The organism is Arthrobacter alkaliphilus (assembly GCF_021483235.1).
Taxonomy (GTDB): Bacteria; Actinomycetota; Actinomycetes; order Actinomycetales; family Micrococcaceae; genus Arthrobacter; species Arthrobacter alkaliphilus.
In genome coordinates, this window is the sequence record NZ_JAKEEC010000004.1 from 147216 (window position 1) to 166299 (window position 19084).

The window sequence follows — 19084 nt, forward strand, 5'->3', positions numbered from 1 at the left end:
AAACGCCTGAAGGTCTGTGGAAGGATCCCTCTTGGTCGCCTCGAGCACCTCAAATGAAAACAATGCAGGAACCGCTATCAATGCCAGCAGCACCGACGGTGCAACTCGCCGGCTCTCATTCGCAAAGATTCACGAACCGCTGGACGTTCCGAATCTGCTCGCACTGCAGACAGACAGCTTTGACTGGCTGGTCGGAAACGAACGCTGGCAGGCGCGTGTAGCGAAGGCTGTCGAGGAAGGCGACCTGAGCGTCGCCACCACCTCCGGACTCGCCGACATCTTCGAAGAGATCTCCCCCATCGAGGACTTCCAGGGCACCATGTCCCTGAGCTTCTCCGAGCCGGAGTTCGCTGATCCGAAGTACACCATGGCCGAATGCAAAGACCGTGACGCCACCTACTCGGCACCGCTGTATGTCAAGGCCGAGTTCATGAACAACAACACGGGTGAAATCAAGCAGCAGACCGTGTTCATGGGCGACTTCCCCCTCATGACCGAGAAGGGAACGTTCGTCGTCAACGGCACCGAGCGTGTCGTCGTCTCGCAGCTGGTCCGTTCGCCGGGCGCCTACTTTGAGCGCACCGCCGACAAGACCAGCGACAAGGACATCTTCACCGCGAAGATCATCCCGTCCCGCGGTGCCTGGTTCGAGCTCGAAATCGACAAGCGCGACCAGGTCGGCGTCCGCCTCGACCGCAAGCGCAAGCAGTCGGTCACCGTTCTGCTGAAGGCCCTTGGCTGGACCGAAGGCCAGATCCTGGAAGAGTTCGGCCAGTACGACTCCATGCGTGCGACGCTGGAGAAGGATGCCACCGAAACCCAGGAAGACGCCCTCCTGGACATCTACCGCAAGCTGCGCCCGGGCGAGCCGCCCACCGTCGAGGCTGCCCAGTCCCTGCTGGACAACCTGTACTTCAACGCCAAGCGCTACGATCTGGCCAAGGTCGGCCGTTACAAGATCAACCGCAAGCTCGGCATCGACCGCTCCCTTGGCGACAAGGAAGCTTCGGTCCTGCACGTTGAAGACATCGTCGCCATGATCAAGTTCCTCGTCGCGCTGCACGCCGGCGAGAAGACCATCATGGGCAAGCGCGACGGCGAGGACCACGAGCTCCGCGTCGAGATCGATGACATCGACCACTTCGGCAACCGCCGCATCCGCGCGGTCGGCGAACTGATCGAAAACCAGGTCCGCACCGGCCTGTCCCGCATGGAGCGCGTCGTTCGCGAACGCATGACCACGCAGGACGTCGAAGCGATCACGCCGCAGACCCTGATCAACATCCGCCCTGTTGTGGCAGCGATCAAGGAGTTCTTCGGAACGTCCCAGCTGTCCCAGTTCATGGACCAGAACAACCCGCTGTCTGGCCTGACCCACAAGCGCCGCTTGTCGGCTCTTGGCCCGGGTGGTCTGTCCCGTGACCGCGCAGGCATGGAAGTCCGTGACGTGCACCCGTCCCACTACGGACGTATGTGCCCCATCGAAACCCCTGAAGGTCCGAACATCGGCCTCATCGGTTCGTTGGCTTCCTACGGCCGCATCAACCCGTTCGGTTTCATCGAGACTCCGTACCGCCTCGTCAAGGACGGCATCGTTTCGGACGAGGTCCAGTACCTGACCGCCGACGACGAAGCCGAAGTCCTGATCGCACAGGCCAACGCTCCGCTCGACGAGAACAAGCGGTTCGCCGAAGAGACCGTCCTGGTCCGTGCCCGTGGTGGTGGAGGCGAGCCCGTCCTGGTTCCGGCCGAAGACGTCCAGTTCATGGATGTTTCCCCGCGCCAGATGGTGTCCGTGGCTACGGCCCTGATTCCGTTCCTCGAGCATGACGACGCAAACCGTGCACTCATGGGTGCCAACATGCAGCGCCAGGCCGTGCCGCTGGTCCGTTCCGAGGCTCCGTTCGTGGGCACCGGCATGGAGCGCGCTGCCGCCGTCGACGCCGGTGACGTTGTCATCGCGAAGAAGGCCGGCGTGGTCAACGAAGTTTCCGCGGATCTCGTCACCATGCTCAACGACGACGGCACGGAAACCAGCTACCGGATCAACAAGTTCGCCCGTTCCAACCAGGGCAACTGCTACAACCACCGTGTCCTGGTCAACGAAGGCCAGCGCCTCGAAGTCGGCGGCATCATCGCTGACGGCCCGGCAACGGACCAGGGTGAACTGGCCCTCGGCAAGAACCTCCTCGTGGCATTCATGTCCTGGGAAGGCCACAACTTCGAGGACGCCATCATCCTGTCGCAGCGCATTGTCGCTGAGGACGTTCTTTCCTCCATCCACATCGAGGAGCACGAGATCGATGCCCGCGACACCAAGCTTGGTGCCGAGGAAATCACCCGTGACATCCCCAACGTGTCCGAGGAAGTCCTTGCCGGCCTGGACGAGCGCGGCATCATCCACATCGGTGCCGAGGTTGAAGCCGGCGACATCCTGGTCGGAAAGGTCACCCCGAAGGGTGAAACCGAACTGACTCCGGAAGAGCGCCTCCTCCGTGCCATCTTCGGCGAGAAGTCCCGCGAAGTGCGTGACACCTCCCTGAAGGTTCCGCACGGTGAGTCCGGCACGGTTATCGGCGTGCGCGTCTTCGACCGCGACAACGACGACGAGCTGCCCCCGGGCGTCAACCAGCTGGTCCGCGTCTACGTTGCTGCCAAGCGCAAGATCACCGACGGCGACAAGCTCGCCGGCCGCCACGGTAACAAGGGCGTCATCTCGAAGATCCTGCCTGTTGAAGACATGCCGTTCCTCGCAGACGGTACGCCGGTGGACATCGTCCTGAACCCCTTGGGTGTTCCGGGCCGCATGAACGTCGGCCAGGTGCTTGAAACGCACCTCGGCTGGGTAGCGAAGACCGGTTGGAAGATCGAAGGCGAGCCGGAGTGGGTCAAGAACCTCCCGAACCTGCCTCGTGAAACCGGCCAGACCACCGTTGCCACCCCGGTGTTCGACGGTGCACGCGAAGAGGAAATCACAGGTCTGCTGGATTCCACCAACGTGACCCGCGACGGCGACCGCCTGATCGACTCCTCCGGAAAGACCCGTCTGTTCGACGGCCGTTCCGGCGAGCCGTTCCCGGACCCGATCTCCGTGGGCTACATGTACATCCTGAAGCTCCACCACTTGGTGGACGACAAGATCCACGCACGCTCCACCGGCCCGTACTCCATGATCACGCAGCAGCCGCTGGGTGGTAAGGCTCAGTTCGGTGGCCAGCGCTTCGGTGAAATGGAAGTGTGGGCGCTCGAAGCATACGGCGCCGCCTACACCCTCCAGGAACTGCTGACGATCAAGTCGGACGACATCCACGGCCGCGTGAAGGTCTACGAAGCCATCGTCAAGGGCGAGAACATCCCCGAGCCTGGCGTTCCGGAATCCTTCAAGGTCTTGATCAAGGAAATGCAGTCGCTGTGCCTGAACGTGGAAGTTCTTTCCACGGACGGTACAACGATCGAAATGCGTGACTCTGATGACGCAGTCTTTACGGCTGCGGAAGAACTGGGCATCGATCTGTCTCGCGCAGAGCCCAGCTCCGTAGAAGAGGTCTAAACAGCCGCCCTTGGCTGGCGGCGCGATCCGCCAGCCAAGGCAGCTGCCTCTTTCCGTAAACACAAGACTTCAGAATTTAGAGAACAAGAGAGAACAGGGACCATATGTCCAGCGAATCCTCCTTCGGCCTCATGCAGATCGGCCTCGCCACCGCGGAAGACATCCGCGGCTGGTCGTACGGTGAGGTCAAGAAGCCGGAAACCATCAACTACCGCACGCTCAAGCCTGAGAAGGACGGCCTCTTCTGCGAGAAGATCTTCGGCCCGTCCCGGGACTGGGAATGCTACTGCGGCAAGTACAAGCGTGTGCGCTTCAAGGGCATCATCTGCGAGCGTTGCGGCGTTGAAGTCACCCGCGCCAAGGTGCGCCGTGAGCGCATGGGCCACATTGAGCTGGCCGCTCCCGTCACGCACATCTGGTACTTCAAGGGTGTTCCCTCCCGTTTGGGCTACCTCCTTGACCTGGCACCGAAGGACCTCGAGAAGGTCATCTACTTCGCCGCCTACATGATCACGAGCGTCGACACCGAGAGCCGTCACGCGGAACTGCCGAACCTGCAGGTGGAGCACGACCTCGAGAAGAAGCAGCTCATCGACAACCGCGACAGCGACATTGCCACGATCGCCCGGGACCTTGAGGACGAGCTTGCCCGCCTCGAAGGTGAAGGCGCCAAGGCTGCGGACAAGAAGAAGGCCCGCGATTCCGCGGACCGCCAAATGGCCAACGTCCGCAAGCGCGCGGACGCTGAGATCGAGCGCCTCGAGCAGGTCTGGGACCGTTTCAAGAACCTGAAGGTCGCAGACCTCGAAGGTGACGAAGGCCTGTACCGCGAACTGCGCGACCGCTACGGCATGTACTTCGAAGGCTCCATGGGTGCCGAAGCCATCAAGAAGCGTCTTGAGAACTTCGACATGCAGGCAGAGTCCGAGGCGCTGCGCGACACCATCCAGAACGGCAAGGGCCAGCGCAAGACCCGTGCCCTCAAGCGACTGAAGGTTGTCAACGCATTCCTGACCACCAACAACAGCCCGCTCGGCATGGTTCTGGACGCCGTCCCGGTGATCCCGCCGGAACTGCGCCCGATGGTCCAGCTGGACGGTGGCCGCTTCGCGACCTCCGACCTCAACGACCTCTACCGCCGTGTGATCAACCGCAACAACCGCCTCAAGCGACTGCTTGACCTCGGCGCGCCGGAGATCATCGTCAACAACGAGAAGCGCATGCTTCAGGAAGCTGTTGACAGCCTCTTCGACAACGGCCGCCGCGGCCGTCCGGTCACCGGTCCGGGCAACCGTCCGCTGAAGTCCCTGAGCGACATGCTCAAGGGCAAGCAGGGCCGGTTCCGCCAGAACCTGCTCGGCAAGCGCGTTGACTACTCGGGCCGTTCGGTCATCGTCGTCGGCCCGCAGCTGAAGCTGCACCAGTGTGGTCTGCCCAAGCAGATGGCCCTGGAGCTCTTCAAGCCGTTCGTGATGAAGCGCCTGGTTGACCTCAACCACGCGCAGAACATCAAGTCGGCAAAGCGCATGGTCGAGCGTTACCGCCCGCAGGTCTGGGACGTGCTGGAAGAGATCATCACCGAACACCCGGTGCTGCTCAACCGTGCACCTACCCTGCACCGTCTCGGCATCCAGGCATTCGAGCCGCAGCTCGTGGAAGGCAAGGCCATCCAGCTTCACCCGCTGGTTTGTGGCGCCTTCAACGCCGACTTCGACGGCGACCAGATGGCAGTCCACCTGCCGCTGAGCCCCGAAGCCCAGGCTGAAGCCCGCATCCTGATGCTGTCCTCCAACAACATCTTGAAGCCGTCGGATGGCCGTCCGGTGACCCTGCCTTCGCAGGACATGATCATCGGCCTGTACCACCTGACCACCAAGCGTGTTGGTTCGGCAGGCGAAGGCCGCGTGTTCGGTTCGGTAGCCGAAGCCATCATGGCCTACGACGCCCGCGAGCTGCACCTGAACTCCCAGATCAAGATCCGCCTCGAGGGCTTTGTTCCTTACGCCGGCTGGGAAGCTCCGGAAGGTTGGGAACCGGGTCAGACCGCGCTGGTCGAGACCTCCCTCGGCCAGGTCCTCTTCAACGAGACCCTGCCGGAGGACTACCCGTGGGTTGAGGCTGTTGCCGACAAGGGCGAGCTTTCCCGGATCGTCAACGACCTCGCGGAGCGCTACCCGAAGGTGGTCACGGCCGCAACGCTGGACAACCTGAAGGACGCCGGTTTCTACTGGGCGACCCGCTCGGGCGTCACCGTGGCAATCTCCGACATCGAGGTGCCCACCTCCAAGCCGGAGATCCTGGCCGGTTACGAGACCATGGCTGCCAAGATCCAGGGCCAGTACGACAAGGGCCTGATCGACGACGACGAGCGTCGCCAGGAACTGATCGAGATCTGGAACAAGGCCACCAACGAAATCGCCCAGGCGATGCGTGACAGCCTGTCCCCGATGAACACCATCAACCGCATGGTGTCCTCCGGTGCACGTGGTAACTGGATGCAGGTCCGCCAGATCGCGGGTATCCGTGGTCTTGTGGCCAACCCGAAGGGTGAGATCATCCCGCGTCCGATCAAGTCCTCCTACCGCGAGGGCCTGTCGGTGCTGGAATACTTCATCGCCACGCACGGTGCCCGTAAGGGTCTGGCCGACACCGCACTGCGTACCGCCAACTCGGGTTACCTGACCCGTCGTCTGGTGGACGTTTCGCAGGACGTCATCGTCCGCGAAGAGGACTGTGGCACCGAGCGCGGTCTCATGACCGCAATCGCCGTGCCGGACTCCAACGGTGAGCTGACCCTGGACGAGAACGTCGAGAACAGCGCCTACGCACGTACCCTCGCCGTCGACGTCGTCGACTCCAAGGGTGCTGTGCTGGCTGCTGCCGGCACCGACTGCGGCGACGTCGTCATTGCCGAGCTGCTCGCAGCCGGCATCACCGAGGTCAAGGTCCGTTCCGTGCTCACGTGTGAGTCCAAGGTCGGTACCTGTGCGCTCTGCTACGGCCGTTCGCTGGCTACGGGCAAGACCGTGGACATCGGAGAGGCTGTCGGCATCATCGCGGCACAGTCCATCGGTGAACCCGGTACCCAGCTGACCATGCGTACGTTCCACACCGGTGGTGCCGTTTCGGCCAGCGGTGGCGACGACATCACGCAGGGTCTGCCCCGTATCCAGGAGCTCTTCGAAGCCCGTACTCCGAAGGGTGTGGCACCGATTGCTGAAGCAGCCGGCCGCATCACCATCGAAGAGTCCGAGCGCCAGATGCGCCTCATCATCACCCCGGACGATGGTTCCGAGGAGATCGCCTACCCGGTGCTGCGCCGTTCCCGCCTCCTCATCGAGGATGGCGAGCACGTCAGCGTCGGCCAGAAGCTGATCAACGGTCCTGTGGACCCGAAGCAGGTTCTGCGCATCATGGGTCCGCGTGCCGCCCAGAAGTTCCTGGTGGACGAGGTCCAGGGCGTTTACCGCAGCCAGGGCATTGGCATCCACGACAAGCACGTGGAAGTCATCGTCCGCCAGATGCTGCGCCGCGTGACCGTCATCGAATCCGGCGACTCCGAGCTGCTTCCGGGCGAGCTCGCTGAGCGCAGCCGCTTCGAGGACGAGAACCGCCGCGTGGTGTCCGAGGGCCGTACCCCGGCTTCCGGCCGTCCGGAACTGATGGGTATCACCAAGGCATCCCTGGCAACCGAGTCCTGGCTGTCGGCCGCTTCCTTCCAGGAGACCACCCGCGTCCTGACGCAGGCGGCCATGGAAGGCAAGAGCGACCCGCTGCTCGGCCTCAAGGAGAACGTCATCATCGGTAAGCTCATCCCGGCCGGTACGGGCCTGCCCCGTTACACCGAGGTCACAGTGGAGCCGACTGAGGAAGCAAAGGCAAGCCTGTTCACGGGCCCCAGCGCTTTCACCGACTTCTCGTACGACGCCCTGGGCGGCGACGGAGCTCCCGAGTTCCACGCCATCCCGCTGGACGACTACGACCTCGGCAACGATTTCCGCTGACGAGTCCGTAACTCAAAGGAAGGACCCCGCACTCGGTGAGTGCGGGGTCCTTCCCGTTGCGGGGCGCCCTTGCCCGCGTGCCCGTGAAGGTGCCCGACGACGGCGGCCGGCACCCGCCGTCGTGGTTCTGCCCTCTACACCCGATTAAGGCCTCAGATCAAGCCATGCTAGAATTTTGGTAATTGTTCTGTGTGGCAGTGGATGAAGGCCGCCGCAGCATCATTTTGGTTTTGTTCTCATGATGTTTGGGTGGAGCCTGTTTCCGGGTTGCGGGCAACGTGCGCAACGAATGCCGCACTTTTGCACGCCCACGGTCTTCGGGCCAGGGTCGCATGGACAACGCCAAAGCTCTCACGCAAACACAGGCCAATGCCTGGGCGCGGAGCAGAGATCAACCAACGGAGAACACGAAAGTGCCTACGATTAACCAGCTGGTCCGCAAGGGCCGCACGCCGAAGGTCTCCAAGACCAAGGCTCCCGCGCTTAAGGGCAGCCCGATGCGCCGCGGTGTTTGCACCCGCGTTTACACGACCACCCCGAAGAAGCCGAACTCGGCTCTCCGTAAGGTTGCTCGTGTCCGCCTCAACGGTGGCGTTGAAGTTACCGCCTACATCCCCGGTGTTGGCCACAACCTCCAGGAGCACTCCATCGTGCTGGTCCGTGGTGGTCGTGTGAAGGACCTTCCGGGTGTCCGTTACAAGATCGTCCGTGGTGCCCTCGATACCCAGGGTGTCAAGAACCGCAAGCAGGCCCGCAGCCGCTACGGCGCAAAGATGGAGAAGAAGTAATATGCCTCGCAAGGGTCCGGCCCCGAAGCGGCCGCTCGTTTCCGATCCCGTTTACGGTTCCCCGTTGGTCACCCAGCTGATCAACAAGGTTCTGATTGACGGCAAGAAGTCCACCGCAGAGCGCATCGTTTACGGCGCACTTGAAGGTGCACGCGCCAAGTCCGGCGGCGACCCCGTCGCCGCCCTCAAGAAGGCCATGGACAACGTCAAGCCTTCCCTCGAGGTCCGCTCCCGCCGTGTCGGTGGCGCAACCTACCAGGTTCCCGTTGAGGTCAAGCCGGGCCGTTCCACCGCCCTGGCCCTCCGCTGGCTGGTCGGCTACTCCAAGGCCCGCCGCGAGAAGACGATGACCGAGCGCCTCCAGAACGAAATCCTGGATGCGTCCAACGGTCTCGGTGCCGCTGTGAAGCGTCGCGAAGACACCCACAAGATGGCCGAGTCGAACAAGGCCTTCGCACACTACCGCTGGTAAAACTTCCCGTTCGCCGCCGGCTCCGACGAGCTGGCGGCGAACGTGTAGTCCATCCGAAAGGGAGACCCCGTGGCACAGGACGTGCTTACCGACCTTAACAAGGTCCGCAACATCGGCATCATGGCCCACATCGATGCCGGCAAGACCACCACCACCGAGCGCATCCTGTTCTACACAGGTGTGAACCACAAGATCGGCGAAACGCACGACGGTGCTTCGACGACTGACTGGATGGAACAGGAAAAGGAACGCGGCATCACCATCACGTCTGCCGCCGTGACTTGCTTCTGGGACAAGAACCAGATCAACATCATCGACACCCCGGGCCACGTGGACTTCACGGTCGAGGTTGAGCGCTCCCTGCGCGTCCTCGACGGCGCCGTTGCTGTCTTCGATGGCAAGGAAGGCGTCGAGCCGCAGTCCGAGACTGTGTGGCGCCAGGCCGACAAGTACAACGTGCCGCGTATTTGCTTCGTCAACAAGATGGACAAGCTCGGTGCCGACTTCTACTTCACCGTAGACACGATCATCAGCCGCCTCGGTGCCAAGCCGCTGGTCCTCCAGCTGCCCATCGGTTCCGAGAACGACTTCGTCGGCGTCGTGGACCTCCTCCAGATGCGCGCCCTGGTTTGGCCGGGCGATGCCAAGGGTGACGTCACCATGGGTGCCAAGTACGAGGTCCAGGAGATCCCCGCCGATCTCCAGGCCAAGGCTGAGGAATACCGCGCGCAGCTCGTTGAGACTGTCGCCGAGTCTTCCGAAGAGCTCATGGAGAAGTACCTTGAGGGTGAAGAACTCACCCTCGAGGAGCTCAAGGCCGGCATCCGCAAGATGACCATCAACTCCGAGCTCTACCCGGTTCTCTGTGGTTCTGCCTTCAAGAACCGCGGCGTACAGCCGATGCTCGATGCTGTTGTCGACTTCCTGCCGAACCCCCTCGACGTCCCGCCCATGGTCGGCCACGACCCGCGCGACGAGTCCAAGGAACTGACCCGCAAGCCTTCTGCCGAAGAGCCGTTCTCGGCCCTGGCGTTCAAGATCGCTGCGCACCCGTTCTTCGGCCAGCTCACCTTCATCCGCGTGTACTCCGGTCACGTGGAAGCAGGCGCCCAGGTGGTCAACTCCACCAAGGGCAAGAAGGAGCGCATCGGCAAGCTGTTCCAGATGCACGCCAACAAGGAAATGCCTGTTGAAGGCGCTACCGCCGGCCACATCTACGCAGCTATCGGCCTCAAGGACACCACCACGGGTGACACCCTGTGCGACGCGTCCGAGCAGATCGTCCTGGAATCCATGAGCTTCCCGGAGCCCGTGATCTCGGTCGCGATCGAGCCGAACACCAAGGGTGACCAGGAGAAGCTCTCCACGGCTATCCAGAAGCTCTCCGCTGAGGACCCGACCTTCCAGGTCTCCCTCAACGAAGACACCGGCCAGACCATCATCGCCGGCATGGGCGAGCTCCACCTGGACATCCTGGTGGACCGCATGCGCCGCGAATTCAAGGTCGAGGCAAACGTCGGCAAGCCGCAGGTTGCGTACCGCGAAACCATCAAGCGCGCTGTAGAGCGTCACGACTACACGCACAAGAAGCAGACCGGTGGTTCGGGCCAGTTCGCAAAGGTCCAGATCGCCATCGAGCCGATGGACACCACCGACGGCGAGCTCTACGCATTCGAGAACAAGGTCACCGGTGGCCGCGTGCCCCGCGAGTACATCCCGTCCGTCGACGCGGGCATCCAGGATGCACTCACCGACGGCGTTCTGGCCGGTTACCCGGTTGTCGGCATCAAGGCCACCCTGATTGACGGCGCGTACCACGACGTCGACTCTTCGGAAATGGCCTTCAAGATCGCCGGGCGCATGGCATTCAAGGAAGCTGCGCGCAAGGCGAACCCGGTCCTGCTCGAACCGATGATGGAAGTTGAGGTCCGCACCCCTGAGGAATACATGGGTGACGTTATTGGTGACCTGAACTCCCGCCGTGGCCAGATGCAGTCCATGGAAGATGCTGCCGGCGTCAAGGTGATCCGTGCGCACGTTCCGCTGTCCGGAATGTTCGGCTACATCGGTGACCTGCGTTCGAAGACCCAGGGCCGTGCTGTGTACTCCATGACGTTCAACAGCTACGCCGAGGTCCCGAAGGCAGTTGCCGACGAGATCATCCAGAAGACCCGCGGCGAGTAATCACCGACGGAAAATCCAGGATGCTGGCCCGTTCCGGGAAAGCATTCAGTGCAGGCGCCGGGCTGTAGCCCCGGCCGCGGTCCGGCTCCTGCGCGAACAGACTCCAGGTACTAGCATTGGTTCCTGAATCTGCAATTTCACCAAAACCAAAGCCCCCAAGTAGACTTGCTGGAGTTTCTGCCGCGAAAAGCGCGGCCGAGGAGCAACTCACTTGAAATCGTTCTAGGAGGAACCTGTGGCAAAGGCAAAGTTCGAGCGGACTAAGCCGCACGTCAACATCGGCACCATCGGTCACGTTGACCACGGTAAGACGACGCTGACTGCCGCCATTTCCAAGGTGCTGTACGACAAGTACCCCACTCTCAACGAGAAGCGTGACTTCGCGTCGATCGACTCTGCTCCGGAAGAGCGTCAGCGCGGTATTACCATCAACATCTCGCACGTTGAGTACCAGACCGAAAAGCGCCACTACGCACACGTGGACGCTCCGGGTCACGCTGACTACATCAAGAACATGATCACCGGTGCTGCCCAGATGGACGGCGCAATCCTCGTGGTTGCCGCTACCGACGGTCCGATGGCCCAGACCCGCGAGCACGTCCTGCTCGCCCGCCAGGTTGGTGTTCCCTACCTGCTGGTCGCGTTGAACAAGGCTGACATGGTTGAGGACGAGGAACTCCTCGACCTCGTCGAAATGGAAGTTCGTGAGCTCCTGAGCTCGCAGGGCTTCGACGGCGACGACGCTCCGGTCATCCGCGTTTCCGGCCTGAAGGCCCTCGAAGGCGACGCTGAGTGGGTCAAGTCCATCGAAGACCTCATGGAAGCTGTCGACAACTCGGTTCCGGACCCCGTTCGTGACCGCGACAAGCCGTTCCTGATGCCGATCGAAGACGTCTTCACGATCACCGGTCGTGGCACCGTCGTTACGGGCCGCGCCGAGCGTGGTACCCTCGCGATCAACTCCGAAGTTGAAATCGTTGGTATCCGTCCGGTCCAGAAGACCACCGTTACCGGTATCGAGATGTTCCACAAGCAGCTCGACGAAGCATGGGCCGGCGAGAACTGTGGCCTCCTGCTCCGCGGTCTGAAGCGCGACGACGTCGAGCGTGGCCAGGTTGTCGTCAAGCCGGGTTCCATCACCCCGCACACCGACTTCGAGGCCAACGTCTACATCCTTTCCAAGGACGAAGGCGGACGCCACAACCCGTTCTACTCGAACTACCGCCCGCAGTTCTACTTCCGTACCACGGACGTAACCGGCGTTATCACCCTGCCGGAAGGCACGGAAATGGTTATGCCTGGCGACAACACTGAGATGACCGTTGAGCTCATCCAGCCGATCGCAATGGAAGAGGGCCTCGGCTTCGCAATCCGTGAAGGTGGCCGCACCGTTGGTTCGGGACGTGTCACCAAGATCCTCAAGTAGTTCCTACTTGTAGATCGGTGGAGGACCGGACGCCGGGCGTCCGGTAGCAAACCAAAAAAGAGCCCCGTCACCTTATGGTGGCGGGGTTCTTCTTTGCCGTCGTCTAAGTATCGACGGCATGATTCCGGCGTGCCTTGCTCAAGGACTGGTACCAGTAGTACGAGTCCTTCGGCGTTCTCTCGAGGGTCTCGAAATCCACGTGCACCAGGCCGAACCGCTGCGAATAGCCGGCGGCCCATTCGAAGTTGTCCAGCAGCGTCCAGACGTAGTAGCCCAGGAGTTCGACGTCGTCCGCGATCCCGCCGGGGGCGGTGGCGCTCAAGGCCTGTTCAAGGTGCGAAGCCAGGTAGTTGATGCGGTCGGTGTCGTGAACCGGGCCCTGGGTGTGGTCCGGCTCCGGAAAGCTTGCGCCGCTCTCAGTGATGAAGAGCGGAGGCAGCGCCGCGCCGTAGCGGTCTTTCAACTCCCGCAGCAGGATCCCGAGGTGTTCCGGAGCTACAGGCCAACCGAATCCCGTGGTTTCGTATTCGGGGAAGGCTGCAAGGTGGAACGGCAGCTTGGCCATCATGTCCGGGGTGTTCCAGTGCGCGGTTCCGTCGCCGCGTCCCGAGGCCACCTTGATGGGGTAATAGTAATTCAACCCGTAGAAATCCAACGGCTGGTGGATCGTCTTGAGGTCTTCGTCGGGGACCTTGCTCAAGGCCCGGAACCAAGGCTTCACCTGCAGTGGCGGCTTCGGATACCTCCCCAGCAGGATGGGATCGGCATACACCCTGTTGAAGATGAGGTCGAAGGCCTTCGCCATGAGCCCGTCGGCCAACCGTTTGCTTGCGGGCCGGACCGGGGAATGGACATTGGCGACGCCGACAGCGCCGGCCACGCCCGCGGCGCGCAGCGCTTGGACGGCCAGGCCGTGGCCCAGCAACTGGTGGTGGGCAGCCGGCAGCGCGTCGAATAGCAGCCGCCTGCCGGGAGCGTGGACGCCGAGCGCATAACCCTGCAACGCGACCGAGACGGGTTCGTTGAGGGTGACCCATTGGGCCACGCGGTCACCGAGGCGGTGCGCCGCCGCAGCGGCGTACTCGGCAAACCGTTCCGCCGTCGCCCTGTTCAGCCAGCCGCCGTCGTGCTCCAACTGCAGGGGAGTATCCCAATGGAACAGGGTCACCATGGGGGAGACCCCGGCCTTGAGGAGTTTGTCGATCAGGCGGTCGTAGAAGTCCAGGCCCGGTTGGTTGATGGGTCCCTTGCCTCCGGGCTGGATCCGCGGCCAGGAGAGGGAGAACCGGTAGGAATCAACACCCAGGTCCTGCATGAGGGCGATGTCCTCGTCCGTACGGTTGTAGTGGTCGCAGGCGACTGCGGGGGAGTGCCCGTCAACGATCGTCCCGGGCTTCTCGGCAAATGCGTCCCAGCTCGACGGTCCGCGTCCGTCCGCCGTGAGTGAGCCCTCGATCTGGAAGGCCGCCGCAGCGACTCCCAAGGTGAAGTGCCGGCGGATCCGGCTTGCAAGATCCTCCACCGTGGCAGTATCTTGGACGGTCATGCCCCAATCATCCCGACGGCTGGAGCCGATGGCAATGGTCCGTTGAGGCCCGATTGGCTTCTGCCGGGGAATTCCGGCATACTAGATGAGTTGTTCAAGCGCTTCTTCGCGTCCCGATCCGGATAATGCCGGGTGTCAGGGTCCAAGCTGAAGCCCAAACATAACCCAGATCCCCAAAGGAACACGGTCGCGTCCGCTCAGAAGTTGCGACACGCCCGACCGCGGGGGTCGGTTACGCCGGCAGGTTGAGGAACCCGGATCTTTCCGGATTCAGCTTGTGCGGCGGGTGGTAGTACTGCTTCAAATGCTTCGGCAGCCACATACAACACGTAAGTGAACAGGGCAGCCTTTATCCGAGGGCAGCAAGGACTGAAAGAGAGTCAGGCGACATGGCGGGACAAAAAATCCGCATCCGGCTGAAGTCATATGACCACGAGGTCATTGATGTTTCAGCGCGGAAGATCGTTGAGACGGTCACGCGCGCAGGCGCAACGGTAGTGGGCCCCGTGCCGCTGCCGACGGAGAAGAACGTGTACTGCGTTATCCGCTCTCCCCACAAGTACAAGGACAGCCGCGAGCACTTTGAAATGCGTACTCACAAGCGTCTGATCGACATCATCGACCCCACGCCCAAGGCTGTTGACTCGCTCATGCGTCTCGACCTGCCGGCCGACGTGAACATCGAAATCAAGCTGTAGGGAGGTGCTGAGAAAACTATGACCGCAACCCGTAACGTAAAGGGCCTGCTGGGCACGAAGCTCGGCATGACCCAGGTCTGGGACGAGAACAACAAGCTCATCCCGGTAACTGTCGTCCAGGCTGACTCCAACGTCATCACCCAGCTGCGCAACGCAGAGACTGATGGCTATGTCGCCGTTCAGATCGGCTACGGCCAGATCGATCCCCGCAAGGTCACCAAGCCGCTGGCTGGTCACTTTGAAAAGGCTGGCGTAACTCCTCGCCGCCACGTCGTCGAACTGCGCACTGCAGACGCCGCATCTTACGAACTGGGCCAGGAGCTTTCTGTTGAGCTCTTCGAAGCCGGCCAGAAGATCGACGTCGTCGGTACCAGCAAGGGCAAGGGCTTCGCCGGTGTTATGAAGCGTCACGGCTTCTCCGGTGTTGGAGCCTCCCACGGTGCGCACAAGAACCACCGCAAGCCCGGTTCCATCGGTGGCGCATCCACCCCGAGCCGCGTCTTCAAGGGTCTGAAAATGGCCGGTCGCATGGGCGCAGTACGTCACACCACGCTGAACCTCACCGTTCACGCCGTCGACGCCGAGAAGTCGCTGCTCCTTATCAAGGGTGCCGTCCCCGGCGCCCGCGGCCAGGTCGTCCTCGTACGCACCGCCGTGAAGGGAGCCTAGTTAGATGACTAGCACTGTCAAGGTAGACCTGCCTGCAGAGATCTTCGACGTCCAGACCAACGTGCCGCTGCTGCACCAGGTCGTCGTCGCACAGCTCGCTGCTGCTCGCCAGGGTACCCACAAGACCAAGACCCGCGCCGAAGTTTCCGGTGCAGGCCGCAAGCCGTTCAAGCAGAAGGGCACCGGCCGCGCCCGTCAGGGTTCCATCCGTGCTCCGCACATGACCGGTGGTGGCATCGTCCACGGCCCGACGCCGCGTGACTACAGCCAGCGGACCCCCAAGAAGATGAAGGCTGCCGCACTGCGTGGCGCCCTGTCCGACCGCGCCCGTAACGGCCGCATCCACGTCGTTTCCGAACTGGTCGCCGGCACCAAGCCGTCCTCCAAGGAAGCACTGGCCGCGTTGCGTGCAGTCTCCGATCGCCGGAACCTGCTCGTTGTCATCGAGCGCGCCAACGATGTTGCCGCACTGTCCGTGCGCAACCTCGCAGAGGTTCACGTTCTGTACGCAGACCAGCTGAACACCTACGACGTGTTGGTTTCCGACGACGTTGTCTTCACCAAGGCTGCGTTCGAGGCTTTCATCGCTGATAAGGCAAAGAACGAGGAGGATGCCAAGTGAGTGCAGCCACCATCAAAGACCCGCGCGACGTCATCATTGCACCCGTCGTCTCGGAAAAGAGCTACGGCCTGATCGACGAGGGCAAGTACACCTTCCTGGTGGACCCTCGCTCGAACAAGACCGAGATCAAGCTGGCCGTGGAGAAGATTTTCTCCGTCAAGGTCGAATCGATCAACACCATCAACCGTGCCGGTAAGCGCAAGCGGACCAAATTCGGCTGGGGACAGCGCAAGAGCACCAAGCGTGCGATTGTCACCCTCAAAGAAGGCACAATCGACATCTTCGGCGGTCCGCTCGCGTAGCGGAGACCACTTTAACGAGGAAATGAATTATGGGAATCCGTAAATACAAGCCGACTACCCCGGGCCGTCGTGGCTCGAGCGTAGCCGACTTCTCCGAAATCACGCGATCGACTCCGGAAAAGTCGTTGCTGCGTCCGCTGCACAAGACCGGCGGCCGTAACAACACCGGTAAGATCACTACCCGTCACAAGGGTGGTGGCCACAAGCGCCAGTACCGTCTGATCGACTTCCGTCGCCACGACAAGGACGGCGTCAACGCCCGCGTTGCCGAAATCGAGTACGATCCGAACCGCACGGCTCGCATCGCCCTCCTGCACTACGTTGATGGCACCAAGCGTTACATCATCGCCCCGAACAAGCTGTCCCAGGGTGACTTCGTCGAGGCTGGTCCCGACGCTGACATCAAGCCGGGCAACAACCTGCCGCTGCGCAACATCCCGGTCGGTACCGTTATCCACGCAGTCGAACTGCGTCCGGGTGGCGGCGCCAAGATGGCCCGTTCCGCAGGTGCTTCGGTACAGCTCGTCGCCAAGGAAGGCCGTTTCGCCCAGCTGCGTCTGCCCTCCGGTGAAATCCGCAACGTTGACGTGCGCTGCCGCGCAACCGTCGGCGAGGTCGGCAACGCCGAGCAGTCCAACATCAACTGGGGCAAGGCCGGCCGCATGCGCTGGAAGGGCGTCCGCCCGACCGTGCGTGGTGTCGCCATGAACCCGGTCGACCACCCGCACGGTGGTGGTGAAGGCAAGACTTCCGGTGGACGTCACCCGGTCAACCCGAACGGCAAGCCCGAGGGCCGTACCCGCCGCCCCAACAAAGAGAGCGACAAGCTTATTGTTCGTCGCCGTCGTACTGGCAAGAACAAGCGATAGGAGCCTGGACACATGCCACGCAGCCTGAAAAAAGGTCCTTTCGTTGACCAGCACCTCTTTGTGAAGGTCGCCAGGGAAAACGAAAAGGGCACCAAGAACGTCATCAAGACCTGGTCCCGCCGTTCGATGATCATCCCCGACATGCTGGGTCACACGATCGCCGTACACGACGGACGCAAGCACATCCCGGTGTTTGTCACTGAGTCGATGGTCGGGCACAAGCTCGGCGAATTCGCTCCCACGCGGACATTCCGCGGCCATGTCAAGGACGACCGCAAGGGCAAGCGCCGCTAAGGCGCTGGTTCTTCGGCTAAGACGAGAGAAGGAAAGCAATGGAAGCCAAGGCTATTGCGCGTCACATCCGCGTAACGCCTATGAAGGCCCGGCGCGTCGTCAACCTTGTTCGTGGTAAGCAAGCGAATGAGGCTCTGGCAATTCTGAAGTTCGCCGAGCAGGCAGCTTCGGAGCCGGTATTCAAGGTAGTTCAGTCGGCAATGGCAAACGCACGGGTCCTCGCGGACCGCGACGGCGTTGCCTTTGACGACGGAGACCTCTACATCAGCGAAGCGTTTGTTGATGAAGGCCCGACCATGAAGCGGTTCCAGCCGCGTGCACAGGGTCGCGCATTTCAGATCAAGAAGCGCACGAGCCACATCACCGTGGTAGTCGCTACCCCGGAGAAAGAGGAGGCTCGCTAAGTGGGACAGAAAGTAAACCCGCACGGGTTCCGACTCGGCATCACCACCGATCACGTATCGCACTGGTTTGCTGACAGCACCAAGGCCGGGCAGCGGTACAAGGACTTCGTTCGCGAAGACATCCGCATCCGCCAGCTCATGTCCACGGGCATGGAGCGCGCCGGCATCGCCAAGGTCGAAATCGAGCGCACCCGTGACCGTGTCCGCGTGGACATCCACACGGCTCGCCCGGGTATCGTCATCGGCCGCCGCGGCGCAGAGGCAGACCGCATTCGCGGCGAGCTCGAAAAGCTCACCGGCAAGCAGGTCCAGCTGAACATTCTCGAGGTCAAGAACCCCGAGATGGAAGCACAGCTTGTTGCCCAGGGCGTTGCTGAGCAGCTGACTTCCCGCGTGGCTTTCCGCCGTGCGATGAAGAAGGCAATGCAGTCCGCACAGCGTGCGGGTGCCAAGGGTATCCGTATTGCCTGCTCCGGCCGACTGGGTGGCGCAGAAATGTCCCGCTCGGAGTTCTACCGCGAAGGCCGTGTGCCCCTGCACACCCTGCGTGCGAACATCGACTACGGCTTCTACGAGGCCAAGACCACCTTCGGCCGCATCGGCGTGAAGGTCTGGATCTACAAGGGCGACGTCACCGCCAAGGAACTGGCTCAGCAGGCAGCTGCTGCTCCGTCCCGCGGCCGCGGCCCCAGCGACCGCCCGGGCCGCCCGGGTGGCGCCGACCGTGGTGACCGCCGTCGTCGTACCGACCGTCCGGCAGCTGACGCAGCACCCGTTGCTGCAGAGGCTCCGGCAGCTGAAGCTGCTGCTCCCGCAGCAGAAGGAGGACAGGCTTAAATGCTTATCCCACGTCGAGTCAAGCACCGTAAGCAGCACCACCCGGGTCGTTCCGGCGCTGCAACGGGCGGCACCAAGGTCACCTTCGGTGAGTACGGCATCCAGGCTCTGAGCCCGGCCTACGTCACGAACCGTCAGATCGAGTCTGCCCGTATCGCGATGACCCGCCACATCAAGCGTGGCGGCAAGGTCTGGATCAACATTTACCCGGACCGTCCGCTGACGAAGAAGCCGGCCGAAACCCGTATGGGTTCCGGTAAGGGTTCTCCGGAATGGTGGGTCGCAAACGTCAAGCCGGGCCGCGTTCTCTTCGAACTCGCCGGTGTCAATGAAGAGGTAGCTCGCGAGGCACTGCGCCTGGCAATCCACAAGCTGCCGTTGAAGGCACGCATTGTGCGTCGCGAAGGTGGTGAATAGAA

Annotated in this window: 16 protein-coding genes; 15 read left to right on the top strand and 1 reads right to left on the bottom strand. The window is 62.3% G+C overall.

Annotation, left to right across the window (positions count from 1 at the left end; translation table 11 throughout):
* The first annotated feature begins 31 nt into the window (after positions 1-31).
* From rpoB to tuf, 6 genes are all read left to right on the top strand, one after another.
* Positions 32-3550: a DNA-directed RNA polymerase subunit beta gene (gene rpoB, locus L0B83_RS05150; protein WP_234757341.1), complete on the top strand. Its 3519-nt coding sequence runs from the start codon at positions 32-34 to the stop codon at positions 3548-3550.
* A gap of 104 nt (positions 3551-3654) precedes the next feature.
* Complete coding sequence (locus L0B83_RS05155; protein WP_234757342.1) at positions 3655-7554, top strand: DNA-directed RNA polymerase subunit beta'; 3900 nt, start codon at positions 3655-3657, stop codon at positions 7552-7554.
* Positions 7555-7967: 413 nt separating this feature from the next.
* Complete coding sequence (gene rpsL, locus L0B83_RS05160; protein WP_009358312.1) at positions 7968-8342, top strand: 30S ribosomal protein S12; 375 nt, start codon at positions 7968-7970, stop codon at positions 8340-8342.
* A 1-nt stretch (position 8343) separates the two neighbouring features.
* Positions 8344-8814, top strand: coding sequence for a 30S ribosomal protein S7 (gene rpsG / locus L0B83_RS05165; protein ID WP_059387355.1), 471 nt, complete (start codon positions 8344-8346; stop codon positions 8812-8814).
* 69 nt (positions 8815-8883) lie between these two features.
* Positions 8884-10998, top strand: coding sequence for an elongation factor G (gene fusA, locus L0B83_RS05170; RefSeq protein WP_234757343.1), 2115 nt, complete (start codon positions 8884-8886; stop codon positions 10996-10998).
* A 235-nt stretch (positions 10999-11233) separates the two neighbouring features.
* Entirely contained in the window at positions 11234-12424 is a 1191-nt protein-coding gene (tuf, locus tag L0B83_RS05175) for an elongation factor Tu (protein WP_234757344.1), read from the top strand.
* 103 nt (positions 12425-12527) lie between these two features.
* Here the strand turns inward: tuf and L0B83_RS05180 are convergent, their stop codons facing one another.
* A complete protein-coding gene (locus L0B83_RS05180; RefSeq protein ID WP_234757345.1) occupies positions 12528-13970 on the bottom strand; it encodes a GH1 family beta-glucosidase in 1443 nt (480 codons plus the stop codon).
* Positions 13971-14359: 389 nt separating this feature from the next.
* Here L0B83_RS05180 and rpsJ point away from each other — a divergent pair, with 389 nt between their 5' ends.
* Genes rpsJ through rplP form a run of 9 tightly spaced genes read left to right on the top strand, consistent with a single transcriptional unit; the run spans position 14360 to position 19082 of the window.
* On the top strand, positions 14360-14668 hold the full coding sequence (rpsJ, locus tag L0B83_RS05185) for a 30S ribosomal protein S10 (RefSeq protein ID WP_003803825.1): 309 nt from the start codon (positions 14360-14362) through the stop codon (positions 14666-14668).
* A gap of 18 nt (positions 14669-14686) precedes the next feature.
* Positions 14687-15337, top strand: coding sequence for a 50S ribosomal protein L3 (rplC, locus tag L0B83_RS05190; RefSeq protein ID WP_234757346.1), 651 nt, complete (start codon positions 14687-14689; stop codon positions 15335-15337).
* 4 nt (positions 15338-15341) lie between these two features.
* Entirely contained in the window at positions 15342-15959 is a 618-nt protein-coding gene (gene rplD / locus L0B83_RS05195) for a 50S ribosomal protein L4 (protein ID WP_234757347.1), read from the top strand.
* The gene (gene rplW, locus L0B83_RS05200; RefSeq protein WP_234757348.1) at positions 15956-16261 is read left to right on the top strand and encodes a 50S ribosomal protein L23; all 306 of its coding nucleotides are present in this window, start codon (positions 15956-15958) and stop codon (positions 16259-16261) included. Before rplD ends, rplW begins: the two co-directional genes overlap by 4 nt.
* Before the next feature lie 29 nt (positions 16262-16290).
* Positions 16291-17130 carry a 50S ribosomal protein L2 gene (rplB, locus tag L0B83_RS05205; RefSeq protein ID WP_234757349.1) on the top strand — a complete coding sequence of 280 codons (840 nt, stop codon included), beginning with the start codon at positions 16291-16293 and terminating at the stop codon, positions 17128-17130.
* A 12-nt stretch (positions 17131-17142) separates the two neighbouring features.
* Positions 17143-17424 (top strand): 30S ribosomal protein S19, encoded by a 282-nt coding sequence (rpsS, locus tag L0B83_RS05210; RefSeq protein WP_003803803.1) that lies wholly within the window; start codon positions 17143-17145, stop codon positions 17422-17424.
* 38 nt (positions 17425-17462) lie between these two features.
* Positions 17463-17828, top strand: coding sequence for a 50S ribosomal protein L22 (gene rplV / locus L0B83_RS05215; RefSeq protein WP_234757350.1), 366 nt, complete (start codon positions 17463-17465; stop codon positions 17826-17828).
* A complete protein-coding gene (rpsC, locus tag L0B83_RS05220; RefSeq protein WP_028265102.1) occupies positions 17829-18665 on the top strand; it encodes a 30S ribosomal protein S3 in 837 nt (278 codons plus the stop codon).
* Positions 18666-19082 carry a 50S ribosomal protein L16 gene (rplP, locus tag L0B83_RS05225; RefSeq protein ID WP_028265101.1) on the top strand — a complete coding sequence of 139 codons (417 nt, stop codon included), beginning with the start codon at positions 18666-18668 and terminating at the stop codon, positions 19080-19082. It abuts the gene before it with no gap.
* The last annotated feature ends 2 nt before the right edge of the window (positions 19083-19084 follow it).